10 protein-coding genes are annotated in these 14,644 nt (G+C 43.9%); 7 read left to right on the forward strand and 3 right to left on the reverse strand.

Annotated features, from left to right (window positions below; all coding sequences use genetic code 11):
- Positions 1-444 precede the first annotated feature (444 nt).
- The 3 genes from hemB (at position 445) to hemE (ending at position 3,912) form a co-directional block, all read left to right on the forward strand.
- Positions 445-1,419: a porphobilinogen synthase gene (gene hemB / locus DDZ16_RS02325; protein ID WP_109262793.1), complete on the forward strand. Its 975-nt coding sequence runs from the start codon at positions 445-447 to the stop codon at positions 1,417-1,419.
- 80 nt (positions 1,420-1,499) lie between these two features.
- Positions 1,500-2,795: a glutamate-1-semialdehyde 2,1-aminomutase gene (gene hemL, locus DDZ16_RS02330; RefSeq protein WP_109262794.1), complete on the forward strand. Its 1,296-nt coding sequence runs from the start codon at positions 1,500-1,502 to the stop codon at positions 2,793-2,795.
- An 88-nt stretch (positions 2,796-2,883) separates the two neighbouring features.
- Positions 2,884-3,912, forward strand: a complete 1,029-nt coding sequence (gene hemE / locus DDZ16_RS02335) for a uroporphyrinogen decarboxylase (protein ID WP_109262795.1) — start codon at positions 2,884-2,886, stop codon at positions 3,910-3,912.
- A gap of 221 nt (positions 3,913-4,133) precedes the next feature.
- Here hemE and DDZ16_RS02340 read toward each other — a convergent pair whose 3' ends face one another.
- Positions 4,134-4,652, reverse strand: coding sequence for a type 1 glutamine amidotransferase domain-containing protein (locus DDZ16_RS02340; RefSeq protein ID WP_109262796.1), 519 nt, complete (start codon positions 4,650-4,652; stop codon positions 4,134-4,136).
- A 230-nt stretch (positions 4,653-4,882) separates the two neighbouring features.
- On the opposite strand from DDZ16_RS02340, the gene DDZ16_RS02345 reads away from it, so the two are divergent.
- The gene (locus tag DDZ16_RS02345; RefSeq protein WP_109262797.1) at positions 4,883-5,812 is read left to right on the forward strand and encodes a patatin-like phospholipase family protein; all 930 of its coding nucleotides are present in this window, start codon (positions 4,883-4,885) and stop codon (positions 5,810-5,812) included.
- Positions 5,813-5,862: 50 nt separating this feature from the next.
- On the forward strand, positions 5,863-6,573 hold the full coding sequence (locus tag DDZ16_RS02350; RefSeq protein WP_109262798.1) for a glutathione S-transferase: 711 nt from the start codon (positions 5,863-5,865) through the stop codon (positions 6,571-6,573).
- Between the two features lie 76 nt (positions 6,574-6,649).
- On the opposite strand, the gene DDZ16_RS02355 is transcribed toward DDZ16_RS02350, so the two are convergent.
- Together DDZ16_RS02355 and DDZ16_RS02365 are read right to left on the reverse strand one after the other, a co-directional pair.
- The gene (locus tag DDZ16_RS02355) at positions 6,650-7,018 is read right to left on the reverse strand and encodes a hypothetical protein (protein ID WP_146192188.1); all 369 of its coding nucleotides are present in this window, start codon (positions 7,016-7,018) and stop codon (positions 6,650-6,652) included.
- 788 nt (positions 7,019-7,806) lie between these two features.
- Positions 7,807-8,274, reverse strand: a complete 468-nt coding sequence (locus DDZ16_RS02365) for an Hsp20/alpha crystallin family protein (protein WP_232526531.1) — start codon at positions 8,272-8,274, stop codon at positions 7,807-7,809.
- 364 nt (positions 8,275-8,638) lie between these two features.
- Here DDZ16_RS02365 and DDZ16_RS02370 point away from each other — a divergent pair, with 364 nt between their 5' ends.
- Together DDZ16_RS02370 and DDZ16_RS02375 are read left to right on the forward strand one after the other, a co-directional pair.
- Positions 8,639-10,474: a BamA/OMP85 family outer membrane protein gene (locus DDZ16_RS02370; protein ID WP_232526532.1), complete on the forward strand. Its 1,836-nt coding sequence runs from the start codon at positions 8,639-8,641 to the stop codon at positions 10,472-10,474.
- 302 nt (positions 10,475-10,776) lie between these two features.
- Positions 10,777-14,640, forward strand: a complete 3,864-nt coding sequence (locus DDZ16_RS02375; protein ID WP_109262802.1) for a translocation/assembly module TamB domain-containing protein — start codon at positions 10,777-10,779, stop codon at positions 14,638-14,640.
- Positions 14,641-14,644: the final 4 nt, after the last annotated feature.

The following is a 14,644-nucleotide window of genomic DNA, read 5'->3' on the forward strand; positions in this document are numbered from 1 at the left end:
GGGTGAAAGATAGAATGGTGTTAAGGCTGGGTGTAAGCAGTTGGCTGATATGTTTTTAATTTGAATTGAAGCCTGGTTGCCCCGAACCCAATTAAACCACACCGGGACTGTTAGTCGGAGGGACGAGTGTCACACAGGAAGAGCAGTTATGCGATATCAACGGGATAAGAGAAAAAACCAAACGGGTTCAAAACATTGGTTATGTGCCTTGTATGTTTGATCTAAATAGTGCCAGCAGTTTTCATCTGTGCCTGCAGGAAGGCGTCAATTGCATGGCTTGAGATGTCTGAAAAGCGGGAGTCCCGATGCTTCGGGATGACTGTTTTGAAGACAAGCATTGAGTTTACCCCGACCCTTCGGGGCAGCAATTGTCCTTTCCTTTCAAATACTAAATTAAAAGTAAAGACTAACGTGCTATAATCTAATAATCTAACGATCTATTTTATGAGCTTTCCAATAACACGACTCAGACGACTACGAAAATCCCCGGCCATTCGAAACATGGTGAGGGAAACCATTGTCAACAGAGACGATCTGATAATGCCTTATTTTGTGTGTCCCGGCGAAGGGGTACAAAACCCCATAAAATCAATGCCGGGAAACTATCAGTGGTCTGTTGATTTGTTGGTTAAAGAAGTGAAGGAGCTTTATGCTTCTACAGGCATTGATAAGATACTGCTTTTTGGTATTCCGGAACAGAAGGATGAGGATGGAAGCGTCGCATGCCGTCACGATGCGATTGTGCCAAGAGCTGTAAAGGCACTTAAAGAGGCTGTGCCTGAGGTTATGATTGTGGCGGATGTGTGCAATTGTGAATACACCACTCACGGACACTGTGGAACTATTGTAGACGGCGATGTAAATAACGATATTACACTGAAAACGCTTTCGGCACAATCGGTCACGCTTGCTGAGGCAGGGGCTGATATTATTGCCCCGAGTGACATGATGGATGGCCGGGTGGGTGCCATTCGCCGGGTATTGGATGAAAGCGGGTTTGAAAACACCCCCATCATGGCTTATTCTGCCAAATATGCATCAGCTTTCTACGGGCCGTTTCGCGATGCAGCGGAAAGTGCCCCGCAGTTTGGAGACCGCTCCACTTATCAGATGGATCCGGCCAATACCGATGAAGCCCTCCGTGAAGTTCAGGAGGACATTAATGAAGGTGCAGATATGGTAATGGTGAAGCCGGCGTTGAGTTACCTGGATGTAATCAATAGGGTGAAGTCAAGTTTTAACATGCCTGTAGTGGCCTACAATGTGAGTGGCGAATTTTCTATGGTAAAAGCTGCTGCCCAAAATGGCTGGATTGATGAACAACGAATTATCAAAGAGATTTTAACCTCAATCAAACGAGCCGGTGCAGATGTGATTATCACCTATCATGCCAAAGAATTTGTGTTGAATAATGAGTGAATTAATCAATGAGAAAATAGAAGAAAAACTCCCTCATTCCTTTATGGCTCGATTTACGATATTTAGCAAAAACAATATTTATGAATACAACCAAAAGTAAAGAAGCATACAAAAAAGCTCTCGAACTTATGCCGGGAGGCGTCAATTCGCCGGTTCGCGCCTTTAAAAGTGTAGGGGGCGATCCAATATTTATTGAAAAAGGAAAAGGATCCCGGGTCTGGGATGTTGATGGTAACGAATACATTGATTTCGTGGCATCATGGGGGCCTCTGATTCTGGGGCATGCCCGTGAAGAAATTGTTGAGGCCATCACAAAAACTGCAGCCAAAGGCACCAGCTTTGGAGCTCCGACTCTGCTGGAGAATAAAATGACAGAGCTGATCATTTCGATGGTGCCATCCGTGGAAAAAGTACGAATGGTTAACTCGGGAACAGAAGCTACAATGAGTGCCCTTAGGTTGGCCCGTGGCTATACCAAACGCGACAAAGTCATCAAGTTTGCCGGTTGCTTTCATGGTCATGCCGACAGTTTTTTGATTCAGGCCGGATCGGGAGCAATGACACTGGGCTTGCCAGATAGTCCCGGAGTTACTAAAGCAGCTGCCGGAGACACTCTGATCGCATCTTACAACGATCTTCAATCGGTAGAAAAATTATTTACTGAATATAAAGACCAGATTGCCGCTGTAATAGTTGAACCTGTGCCTGGAAATATGGGGGTAATTCCCCCAAAACCGGGTTTCCTGGAGGGTTTGAGGGAGCTGACCTGCACCAATGGCGCTTTGCTGATCTTTGATGAGGTTATCACCGGTTTCCGTTTGGCTCCCGGAGGAGCTCAGGAGTATCTGGGCGTAACTCCCGACCTAACCACCATGGGAAAGATCATTGGTGGTGGACTACCGGTTGGTGCCTTTGGAGGAAAAGCTGAAATAATGAACCATCTGGCTCCTGAGGGCCCCGTTTATCAGGCAGGAACACTTTCCGGAAACCCTCTTGCTATGGCAGCCGGGAGCACCATGTTGGGTGTTTTGAATGATCAGCCTGAAATCTATAAAGACATCGAAGCCAAAGCTATTTATTTGGAAGCAGGGCTTAGGAAAAATGTGGAAGAATCAGGTGTTTCTGCTGTAATCAACCGCATAGGTGGAATGCTGACTCTTTTCTTTAACGATGCACCAGAAGTCTGGAACCACGAATTGTCATCGGGTTCGGATACCGATAAATATGCCGCCTATTTCCGGAAGTCTCTGGAAAATGGCATTTGGCTGGCTCCCTCTCAATTTGAGTGTACTTTTGTTTCAGCAGCGCACACCATGGAAGAGATTGAAAAAGTGATTGAGTTGTCAGGAGAGGCGCTAAAGGAAATTTCAGCATAATGCACAGGGCATGGGGCATAGGGCATAGAGATGGTGTTTACCCATTCTCCCTGCCCCATTCTCTCTGCCCTCTGCTAAAACAGGGAAAATGCAAAACACAATATTACTCGACAAACTAAAAGGTAAACCCACCAACCGGCCTCCCGTTTGGTTCATGCGTCAGGCGGGGCGGATATTGCCCAACTATCAAAAGCTGAAAGAGAAGTATGCTTTTCATGAGATGATGAGTGATCCGGACCTGGCATCTGAGGTGACTCTAATGCCCATTTACGACCTTGGGGTTGATGCAGCCATTCTGTTTTCAGATATTTTGGTGGTACCTGTTGCACTTGGAATGAAGATGTCATTCACTGCCAAAGGGCCTGTTTTTGAGAGTCCCCTGGCCGGGGCAGCAGAGCCTTCCAAAGCCCTTGAGCCGGATCCGTCAAAGCTGGAATACATCTACCAAAATATTGAGGCCATTATAAAACACAGGCCGGATAATACTCCGTTGATTGGTTTCTGTGGAGCACCGCTCACAACTTTATGCTACATGGTTCAGGGAACAGGCAAGAATCCCAATTTCCCTGATGTAGTGAAATATCTTTACCGCAATAAATCGGATGCACGAAAAATGATTGATGCCATTGCGGATATGTCGGTTACATATGCCCAAAATCAGATTAAACATGGCGTGGAGGTGTTTCAGCTGTTCGATACGCATGCCGGACTGATTCCTGTAGATCTTTATATGGAGCTGTTTTGGCCGGCCATTGAAAAAATATCTAAAGCAGTAAGGGAGACCGGTGCGCCATTTATCTATTTTCCGAAGGGATTGGGCACGGGCATTAAATATGTAACTCCCGATATAGCTGATTATGTGAGCATCGACTGGCAAATGCCCATCGAGCACGCACGTGAGCTGGTTCCCCAAGGCGTAGGTCTTCAGGGAAACATCGATCCCCGTTTGCTTTATGCCTCAAAAGATGAAATTGCCAAAGCCCTGGAGAAATTCATTCCCTTTTACCGGCAAAATCCCGATCTAATACTTAATCTCGGACATGGTTTCCTGCCCGATGTGCCTTACGAAAATGCCCGCTTTGTTGTTGAATGGGTGAAGCAGGCCTGGTGGAAATAGGCTTTCTGTCCCTGGCAAAGGAATTAAAAAAGGACGAATTTGATACCATTGGTCTGTATCAAATGCGTCCTTTTATCTTAGGCCCCGCCCGATAGACAAATTTATTTTTGCAGTCTCTTGTTTTACAATAGATCGTTAGATTTATAGATGTCAGATAAATCAATGTTGCTGAAAACCACTCCTGGTGGGGATTTGGAATCTGTACCTTTTAATCGAAGAATCTATTTTAGTAAATCCAACAGAGCTTTGGCGTACTCAGGTAAATCAACCGGGGTACGGCTCGATACTAAATTTTTATCCACTACAACAGGCTCGTCAACCCAATTCACACCCGCATTTACCATATCGTCTTTAATCGCACTAACACTTGTAGCTTTTCGGCCTTTCAGTATGTTTGCCGAAATGGTAACCCAACCTGCATGGCAAATGATACCAATGGGTTTACCGGCTTCGTCCATCTTCTTAACAAACTCCAAAACCCTGGGGTATCGACGCATCTTGTCCGGGGCATAACCACCGGGGATTATTAACCCGTCAAAATCATCAGCATTCAAATCATCGTAGCCAATATCGGCACTTGCAGGTAATCCGTGTTTGCCGGTGTATTGTGCACCTGGTTTTTCTCCTGCAAGAACCACCTCTGCACCTGCTTCGCGTAACCGGATGACCGGGTACCATAGTTCAAGATCTTCGAAAATTTCGTGCACAACTGCTGCTATTCGTTTGTTTTTGAGTTCCATAATGTATTTGTTTTGGTTTTACAGAGGAACCAACCACAAAGGGATATTGTTTGGTGGGGGGGCTTAAGTGTCAGTAATTGTTGAATTTCAGGTTCTTTATTCGACCTGTTGACTTTTGCATGTAAGTTTTCATAAATTGGGAAAATGTTTTAATGAAGCGTCCTGCCGGTTCCTTTGTGTTTTTTTCAGTTCCTCGCAGGCAAAAGGTCTCTAAAATAAAAAAGATAACCATGAGAAAGATTTTAAGCATTGATGGAGGAGGAATCAGAGGACTGATTCCGGCATTAGTATTGGCTGAAATTGAGAAAAAAACAGAAAAGCCGGTTTCAGAAATATTTGACCTGGTAGCAGGAACTTCTACCGGGGGTATTCTGGCACTGGGGCTGACCAAGGATGATGGAAATAACAAGCCCGAATATATGGCCAAAACGCTTTCCGAAGTTTATGAAAAACGCGGAAAAGACATATTCTCCCGATCCCTGTGGAAAGGCATATCGTCAGTTGGGGGAATCACTGATGAACTCTACTCTGAAAAGGGTCTTGAAAAAGTATTGGATGATTATTTTTCTGATGAGCCACTAGGGGCATGTTTGACTAATACTTTGATTACAACTTACGACATTCAAAACCGTGAGCCTCTGTTTTTGAAAAGCTGGAAAGATGAGCACCGGGCTGTTTTAATGAAACATGCCGCACGGGCCACATCGGCAGCACCTACCTATTTTGAGCCGGCCCTGGTACCCATTGGTAGCGCCACCAGGGCCCTTGTTGATGGCGGAATATTTATCAACTCTCCTTCTGTTTCTGCATATGTTGAGGCTAAAAAAATATTTCCCGATGAATCGGAATTTTTGCTGTTGTCACTTGGCACAGGTGAACTGGTTCGGCCCATTGGTTATGCCGAGGCAAAAGATTGGGGAAAAGCCGGATGGATGCTCCCCTTGCTGAGTTGCATGTTCGATGGTGTATCGGATGCAGCTAATTATCAGATGAAGGTGTTGCTGGGCAGCAATTATTATCGATTACAAACAACCCTTTCATTAGGATCTGATGACATGGATGATGCTACTGAGGGAAATTTAGAAAATCTGAGGAGTGAAGCGCGCAAGCTTATAAGAACTCACAGAAGTGAAATTGACGAAATATGCAAAGTATTGTAGATAGCGTTTTTAGTCAATAATTATCGTTTGGGGTTTAAAATTCATCAACTATGAACTGCAAATTATATTACTGGCCGGCTCCTTTTCGTGGAAACTTCATTCGTCTTTTGCTGGAGGAAGCAGGTGAAAAATACCAGGAAGCTTCGGTTGAAGAAATTTTGGAATTGTATTCAAAGCCGGTGGAAGTTCAGCCGTTACCAATGATGGCGCCACCTTACCTGCATGATTTGGACCACGATGTTTTTCTCAGTCAAATGCCGGTTATTGTCATGCATCTATCCCGAAAACTCGGTTTTTTGCCGGACGACGCCTTTAAATCTTCAGTTTGTCTCAAGCTGGTGCTTGACAGCAACGACATACTGGCCGAGATCACCAATCTGAATGGTAACACCATGTGGGAGTATGAAAAATGGAAAGAGTTCAGGCAAAAGAGGCTGAAAAGGTGGCTTGAGATGTTTGAAGAAACCGGTAAGGGATTTGGGTTGAGTTCCAAAAGCGAATACATGCTTGGAGGCGATCAGATCAGCATGGCAGATTTGGTTACTGAAGCTCTGTGGGGAACCATGATTCGTTGTTTTCCCGATCTGGCAGAAGACTGCCGGAGGCATGCGCCAAATGTTTTTCAACTAATACAACGGATTGAGATCCGTCCAAAGATCAAATCATTTATTGAACGGCAACAACAAAGTTATGGTTCTTCTTATTGTGGAGGACAGATTGAGAAGTCGATCCGAAGTATGTTGGAGAAAGATAGACAATAATATCTGTGATGTTGTAAACTGGAAGGATATCGGTTATGGCCATAAATAATGATGTCCCAAAAGGACTGATTGAGTTTTAAATGAGAACAAACGACCTCCTTGTTGCCGTTATCCAAGAGCCCCAGCGGGGCGCCAGCCAATAGAACGGGGCATCGCCCGGCTTAGTATTGTACCGGTTGTCGTAGCCTTTCAGACGGTCTTCGTCACGCCAGAAAACAAAACGACTACACTCACGAATTTCGTTAATGGGGCGCTTAAGCAATGTGTACATCCGGTCATGCATTCTTTTGGTGTCATTGGCATCAAACCTTTCACCGTTGGCTCTGACCAAAAGATCGGCCATTTCATCCGACAGGGTTGCTGCCTTGTCAAAATCTTCGGCAGAATAGCCTGCTTTGGCGCAGAAATCCAGGTTGTTGCGCCCCAATTCTGCTAGGTCGTTCAAATCCCGGATCATATCGGCATGTAAGGCGTTTCAATTTCTTTTTGGGTTAAAGCCGTGGCTTCAGGCTTTTTTGCTTCAAAGTCTTCTAATAATACTTCGTTGAACTATTGCAATGATCCGAAAACTAACTGTTTGCAGTGAAGATTGTTTGTTAAAATTCAGAATGTCAATATTGTACGAATCGTCTTAGATCTTTTATCTAAGTAAAGTCATAAACCATTTAAAACGTGTTTTTTATAATTTTCTTAGTTTTTTAAATATGCCGCAAAAAGAATCAAAATTTCTTAACTTCGAAAGTTTCCAGCTTCTAACTTCTAACTTCCAGCCTCCAGCTTCCGGCTTCCGCGCGGCTGGGCTACTTTTATCTAAGTAAAGTCATAAACCATTTAAAATGTGTTTTTTATAATTTTCTTAGTTTTTTAAATATGCCGCAAAAAGAATCAAAATTTCTTATATTCGAAAGTTTCCAGCTTCTAAATTCCAGCCTCCAGCTTCCGGCTTCCGCGCGGCTGGGCTACTTTTATCTAAAAATCTAACGGTCTATTGTTCTAAATTAGACATGTTAAATTTGATTTTTGAAAACCGCTGAATGCTCACAGGTTTCACCAATAGATGATCCACACCTGTTGAAGTGGATTTTTTTTGAAAGGAAGAAAATGCAGATGGGTTTGGGAGCATTTTTTATATGGTTCATATTTTTTCTCCCTACCTTCCCTAATCCCTGTAAAATAAAAACAGGGAACACCCGCTGAGGCATTCCCTGTTGTCATCATCCGTTTGTCGGCCGTTTATGAAATCCTGATATTTCTGGCCGGTTTAGGTTTCACTTCTTCGGTTTTGGGCAAAGAAATGGTCAAAATTCCGTCTTTGTATTTGGCCGAAATATCGTCCACTTTTACCAGTTCTTCAGAGACGTTGAAAACTCTTTGGAAAGACTGGTAATTGAACTCACGGCGGGTTACTTTGCCCTCTTTCTCATCCTTGTGTTCCTCTTTCTTTTCAGAAGAGATGGTCAACTTGCCGTTTTGGTAGTCCACGTTAAAATCCCTGCGTTCCAATCCGGGAGCAGCGACCTCTACTGTAAATTCATTTTCATTCTCGCTTACATTTACGGCAGGCAGCGTTTCCCGGGTTCCTGCAAAATTAGACATACCCCAGTCCATCAGGTTTCCATTGAAAAAGTCGTTAAAAAATGAAGGCACTGATGGAAAACGATTTTGATTGTATCTGGCCAGTGTCATAACTAAACCCTCCATTCTTTAAGTTCGACATTCCTATTAAATTCCAATAATAAATCTTCAAAGTGTGTGCCAACTTACAGGTCAGGATATAAACCCTGGGCAAGTGCCTTAAAATCACTGACAGTCAGTGATTTTCAGAGGGTGTTTTGTTGTGTTTTTTCACACTGTCAATTTGTTGCTGTCAAGGAGTTTGGGTGCTGCCAAAATGGCGCGGACTATAACTCAGATGACACAGATTGAGCAGGTTTAAAAATATGCATTCATTTGTCCGATCCTCGTTGTCTGCGTGCCATTCCTCTTAAAATTTATTACATTAGTTGAACTTAAACAATCCTCACATTGCTTACTATTTATGCAAGGACTCATAATACTGATCCATTTGGAAAAGATAATATATAAGATTTTTTTGGTTGTGCTTCTTTTTTTGGCTTTGCAGGAAGGGCAGGCTCAGGAAAATGCAGAAATCAGAAAAATTAAGTTTAAAGGCAATGATGCTTTTAACGACGGGGAGTTATTAGATAAAATAACTTTTCGCGAGGCCACCTGGGTTGGGAAAACGTTTTTTAAAAAAGAACCCTCTTTCTACAGCGTGGAAGCCTGGGAGATGAACAAAGCCCAGTTAAAGGCCTTTTACCAATCTGAAGGTTATCTGCATGTAAAAATTCATGATCCTGAAATTGACGAACCTACCGGGAAATATAAAGTTGAGCTTAAAATTCGTATTGAAGAAAACAAACCTGTTGTCGTTGACTCGGTGAGTTTCGAAACTTATTCAGAAGGGGCAACCGACTCCTTATTTGATGATGGAGGGTGGAGACGCCACCTGAAAAGGATGGAGGTTGAGCAGGGAATGCGCTTTCAGGACGATCTTGTAAACAGTGATCAGGATGCCATTTCTGAGTGGTTTTCCTCTCAGGGATATGCCTATGTTAAGGTTGAACCTAAAGTTGCCTTAAGCAAGGATACCTCTTCAGCAGTTATTAACTGGCAAATATCGAAAGGCCCTTTTTGCCGCCTGGGGGAATTGACGATTGAGGGTGTCAGGAGAACCCCTGAGGAGGCTATTCAAAAACAATTGGCTGTGACGCCGGGAGATCCTTACAGTTCCGGAAAATTATCGCGGTCACAAAAGCAGGTTTATGAACTGGGATTGTTTCGAATTGCATCATTGCAGGCAGGCCTGAGCAATCAGCAACCCGATACCATTCCGTTGACGCTGACCATTGAGGAGGCACCCCGCTGGTCTACCCGCTTTGGGGTGGGTTATGGACGTGAGGATCAGTTCCGCACTTTTGTGGATATCGATTATCTTAATTTTCCGGGCAAAACCATGAGGTCGAATTTTTACGCTAAGCACTCAGGATTGGAGCCTTACAGGTTTGAGGCCACCATTACGCAACCCGCTGTGTTTGGTCCCAGTTCATCACTGGAGTTTAATCCTGAAGTAGGTCGTCGTTCCGAGGAGGGCTTTGAGTCCTTTCGTTGGGGAGGGGATTTGTCATTGCATCAGAATTTGAGTGATGAAATTACTGCCTCTGTTTCTTTGTATTTCGAGCGTGTAAATATTGATATTGAATCAGACTTTGAGCGTTCCCTCTCGGAATTAAATCAATCCACTTATTCTAAAAACGGAATTTCACTGGGAATGCTTTTCAATACCGCAAAGCCCCGCTTTGACCCTGCGAATGGCTGGTCACTGGCATTTAATACGCGCGCCAATAGTTCGTTGTTCAATTCTCCTTATCCGTTCTTGAAGTATCTTTTTGAAGCCAAAAGATATCAGCCCTTAACCAATGGGGTGGTATTGGCCATGCGATTTGAGGGCGGAAGCATTCTTCCTGTTGGTAAGGGAGTTGTAACGCCGTTTGAAGAGCGCTATTTTGCCGGTGGAAGCCAGTCGGTGCGAGGATGGGCCCGACAAATGCTGGGTCCCATGGACGAAGATGGTGTCCCAATTGGAGGGAATTCGATTATTGAGGGAAGCATCGAACCACGCGTAAAAGTGATTGGACCAGTCAGTTTGGTTGGCTTTCTGGATTATGGAAATGTATGGAGGAGTCAGAATATGTTTAAAGTGAATGATATGCGCTTTGCTGCCGGTGCGGGCATTCGGGTGTCCACTCCCATAGGGCCGGTTGGACTCGACTTCGCCCGTCCTGTGTTTGAGTCGTTGAAAAAGTGGCAAATTCATCTTAACATTGGCCACGCTTTTTAATTTATCTCTGAACGCAGAGAACTTTTAATGTAGAGCATAAGTAAATACGTCCACTCCCTGCCGGTGGTAAATCTGAATACTCCTCAAAATCATCTGGGGAGATTCAATTACAATCATGAGGATAATGAATAACAGACTAAATTCAATGCTCGGTGGAAGTTTTTTAAAAGATTAAAAGTTAACTATTTGCAGTATCGAACATGGATGCTTTAAAACTTATATTTTCAGAATTATATGGCTTGTCTTAAATCTTACCTGACTGCCGTCAGGCAGGTATCTAAAAATCTACTGATCTATTATAAATGCAAAAATTACTAAAATACATATTATACACTTTTTCAGGTCTCATTGCTTTGATGCTGCTATTGTTGCTGTTTACCCAAACCGGAATATTCAGGGAAATAGTCAGGGATAAAGCAGTTAAAATGGCCAATGAGCAACTTAACGGCGAAGTCAGTCTTGAAGAATTGGAAGGCAACTTCTTTACCAATCTTACGTTGAGAAAATTCAGCGTAAAGTTACCCGAAAAGGATACGCTCTTTTCTTTCGACAAACTTGCACTCCGCTATTCTCTCTGGCCCCTGCTCTCCAATAAAGTGTATGTGGAGTTCATTGAACTTGACCAGCCCGGTATCAACCTGACTCAGTACCCGGATTCATCCTGGAATTTTCAGGCTTTATTTCCTTCTTCAGAAAAAGAGCCGGCCGAATCCGGCTCATCTAAAAGTAAGATGGTTTTTCAGATGGGAGCTTTTAATCTCAATAACGGGCAAGCTCACATTGATATGGCCGACTCTGTAATACCTGCTTTCTTGTCTGATCTTAATATTCAATTATCAGGGCGTTACGGGCCGGGGGAGCTGGCTGTTGATTTGCAACACCTGGGATTTTTAACTCCTCCGCGCGTCGTTGATTTGAAACATCTTCAGTTTTCTGTTAATAAACGAGACTCTGTTTGGTCGGTTAAGGATTTTGCTTTGGTGACCCCCAAAAATCAAGTGGAAGTAGATGGTAATTATGCCGGATTGGATTCACTGAAAGCTGATATTGTGACAAAACCGGTGCATCTGGAAGAATTTTCATGGGTTATTCCGGATTTTAAACTGGGTGTTACACCGGAAATAAAGCTGAACAGTCATGTGTCCGACAATAACCTGGAGTTGGAGTTTGAAGCAGGGCACAAGGATCAGAAAATTACTGTAAAAGGCAGTGTAAAGTCTTTCACAAATATTTTGAGTGATAGTCTGCGCTATAAGTCCTCACTGGATTTACGGTTGTTGTTTCAAAAAATCAGTCCGGAGGAATGGCTTCTTTTACCTGATTTGCCCTTGAAGGTAAGCGGCAATGTTCGTATCTCCGGAAATGGATTAAAAGACAGTAATCAACCATTAACGCTGGAGGGAGATTTCTCAGGGACTCGCTGGGATACAATTCTTTTTAAGGATTTTGGCCTAAGGGGCAGATACCTGGATGGCGATGTTAAAGTTCGTTCTAATCTGAAAACAGGAACCGGTACTTTTAATCTTGATGCTTCGGCAAACATCAACAAATCCTCTGCACCTGTCGATTTATGGGTTCGGACCCAAAACTTCTCCGCCGACCGGTTTTTACCCGAATGGGGCGACAGCACAAAAATAAACATGGAGCTTAAGGCAAGGGGGACCGGCCGTGATTTTGAATCGCTGATAGCAGATTTTTCGCTGATGATGAGCCAGTCATTGGCGGCGCGGGTTCCCGTGGATACTATGTTTCTTGAAGGCAAGCTTGTTAAAGGGGAGATTACACTGGATACGATGCTCCTTCAGAATCATTCAGTTTTTCTTCATGCCAGAGGCAGGTATTCGAAAGATGGAGAAATTCAATCTTATTTTCATTCTCGATTCCGCGATTTAGTGGCTTTCCAACCTTATCTTCAGCTTCCGCTTGGGTGGGATAGTTTGTTGGTAGAGGGACAAGCCCATGGCCGTCCCGACTCTTTATTGCTAAATGTGCTGGCACGGGCTGATTCCCTGAATTATGATACAATAGCCATGGCTGCGGGCGTTGATCTTCTGGGCAAGGGGGTATTGACCCAACAGGGCTTTGAAGGCGAGGGCAACGTCAGGCTTTCAAAGATAAAAGCCTCCGGTCAGTATGCCGATTCCCTGACACTGAAAGCATCGGTAAAACCCGATACATTGGACGCCCGCTTGTCTGTCTGGATGCCCGATTCTTTGTGGCTTGAAACGCATATTTTGAGTAATATGAAGTCACCTTTGAAAATGCATATTCCGGTGCTTAAAATAGGAACTCCTTATGATGAGTTTGCCATTGAAGGGGAGGGACCACATATTTTTATCGATTCCACCCGCATGGAGATGGATGAGTTGCACCTCCGCGCCGGGAATAATAAATCGTTGGAGGTTAAAGCAGGAGGCATATATCAACCCGGGGATTCCATTGATGTAAGGGCTTCGGTAAGCGATTTTGATCTTTCACTGATTCAGAAAATTCTGGATCGGGATATCACTTTTTCCGGAATGGCATCAGCGGATCTGGAGGCTTCCGGCCCTTTACAAAAACCGGTTCTGAATCTTAATTTGAGGCTGGACAGTCTGGAGGCCCGCGAGCTCAGAATTAAAAAGTTGATGTTGGATTTGGGGCATCGTTCAGATACTATTAAAGCTTCCATGGTGGTGCAAAGCCCCGCGGGAGACTCGATCAGTCTTAATGGTTTAGCTCCTGTATTTATTAGTCTTTCCGACAGTCAGATGGTTTCAACGCTGAAAACCATTGAAGGAAGACTGGTGGCAAAAGATATTCGACCTTCGTCATTTTTGGAATACGACGATCCGGATAAACAGTTTTTCAGAGCCCGCGTGAACATGGATATCAAAGCGGGTGGAGAAATCGGGCAGCCGGTTTTGAAGGGATATATCCGGGTAAATGAAGGAAAGATCTCTTACCCCGCATATGGCCTTGAGTATACCGACTTAAAAGTGGTTACGAATCTTGACAGTAATAAAGTGGTCATTGATTCGGTGTTTGCAAGAAGTGGCGACGGATCCCTGTTGGTAAAGGGAATTTTGAAGTTTGATACCACATTGGTAGCAGGTGACTTTTCTGATGCCAATTTGTCGCTTAAAGCCAGTGAGTTTTTTGTTTCTCATCATCGCAACCATGAAGTTCAGATTGATGCAGATGCCTGGGTGAAAATTAATGATGACAAGCCTCAGTATGGAGGTAACTTAACGGTGCTCCGGGCCAGTTTTTATCTGCCGGCACTATTGGATATGGGAGGGTCTTCCGAAATAAATAAACCCTTGCTGGTTCAGGCAATGGAAGAGACTCCCGGTGACAGTGTTGTTGTAGAAGAGGGAGATACCATACAAATACGCCCAAAAGAGCAAATACCTCAAACCGACCTGGTAAAGAATATGACCGGTAAGATGAATGTGCGAATTCCCCGGAACACATGGGTGAAATCGGAGGATATGAACCTCGAACTCTATGGAGACTTCGACTTGTTGAAGAACAATGAATACTTTGAAATATTCGGAACATTAGGTATTTCGCGGGGCTACTATACTTTATACGGGCGAAAACTTATAATTCGTGAAGGAGAACTGTCCTTCCAGGGAGGGGAGGAGATCAATCCCCGGGTAAATCTTAAGGCTGCCTACCAGTTTCGCGGAAAAGATAAACAGAAAAATGAACTTATCATGATTGCCGGTGGCACGGCCTTTGAGCCTAATCTCTCGTTCACCCTCAATGGGACCAATATTACAGAACGGGATGCTATGGCCTATCTGATTTTCAATCAGTCGTTTGATGAGCTTAGCTTCAGCAATCAGGAGGGTGTTTCAGGCAATGTGCCGTCGGCCATGTTGTCAGGTCTGGTTTCTTCGCAGCTGACAAAAACGGTTGGCAAAACATTCAACCTTGACATGGTGGAAATTAAAGCAGGCGAAGACTGGGAAAGTGCTACCTTTATGGTTGGGAAATACATCACCAATAATTTGTTCGTTACTTATCAACGAGGTTTTGGTGAAAATGAGGAAGAGTCTTTAACGCCACAAACAATAACCCTGGAATATGAGGTGACGCGCAACTTGTCTTTGCGTCTTACACAGGGCGACGTGAAAGATTCGGGGGTGGATGTAATTTTGAAATTTGAAAAAGACTAACATA

The sequence above is a fragment of the Marinilabilia rubra genome (genome assembly GCF_003121985.1).
Classification (GTDB): Bacteria; Bacteroidota; Bacteroidia; order Bacteroidales; family Marinilabiliaceae; genus Marinilabilia; species Marinilabilia rubra.

Bases quoted from the DNA above. Each gene is read 5' to 3' on its own strand.
- DDZ16_RS02350 (WP_109262798.1), top strand. From the start codon at position 5,863: ATGAACTGCAAATTATATTACTGGCCGGCTCCTTTTCGTGGAAACTTC.
- hemB (WP_109262793.1), top strand. From the start codon at position 445: ATGAGCTTTCCAATAACACGACTCAGACGACTACGAAAATCCCCGGCC.
- DDZ16_RS02375 (WP_109262802.1), top strand. From the start codon at position 10,777: ATGCAAAAATTACTAAAATACATATTATACACTTTTTCAGGTCTCATT.
- DDZ16_RS02345 (WP_109262797.1), top strand. From the start codon at position 4,883: ATGAGAAAGATTTTAAGCATTGATGGAGGAGGAATCAGAGGACTGATT.
- hemE (WP_109262795.1), top strand. From the start codon at position 2,884: ATGCAAAACACAATATTACTCGACAAACTAAAAGGTAAACCCACCAAC.
- hemL (WP_109262794.1), top strand. From the start codon at position 1,500: ATGAATACAACCAAAAGTAAAGAAGCATACAAAAAAGCTCTCGAACTT.
- DDZ16_RS02340 (WP_109262796.1), bottom strand. From the start codon at position 4,652: ATGGAACTCAAAAACAAACGAATAGCAGCAGTTGTGCACGAAATTTTC.
- DDZ16_RS02365 (WP_232526531.1), bottom strand. From the start codon at position 8,274: ATGGAGGGTTTAGTTATGACACTGGCCAGATACAATCAAAATCGTTTT.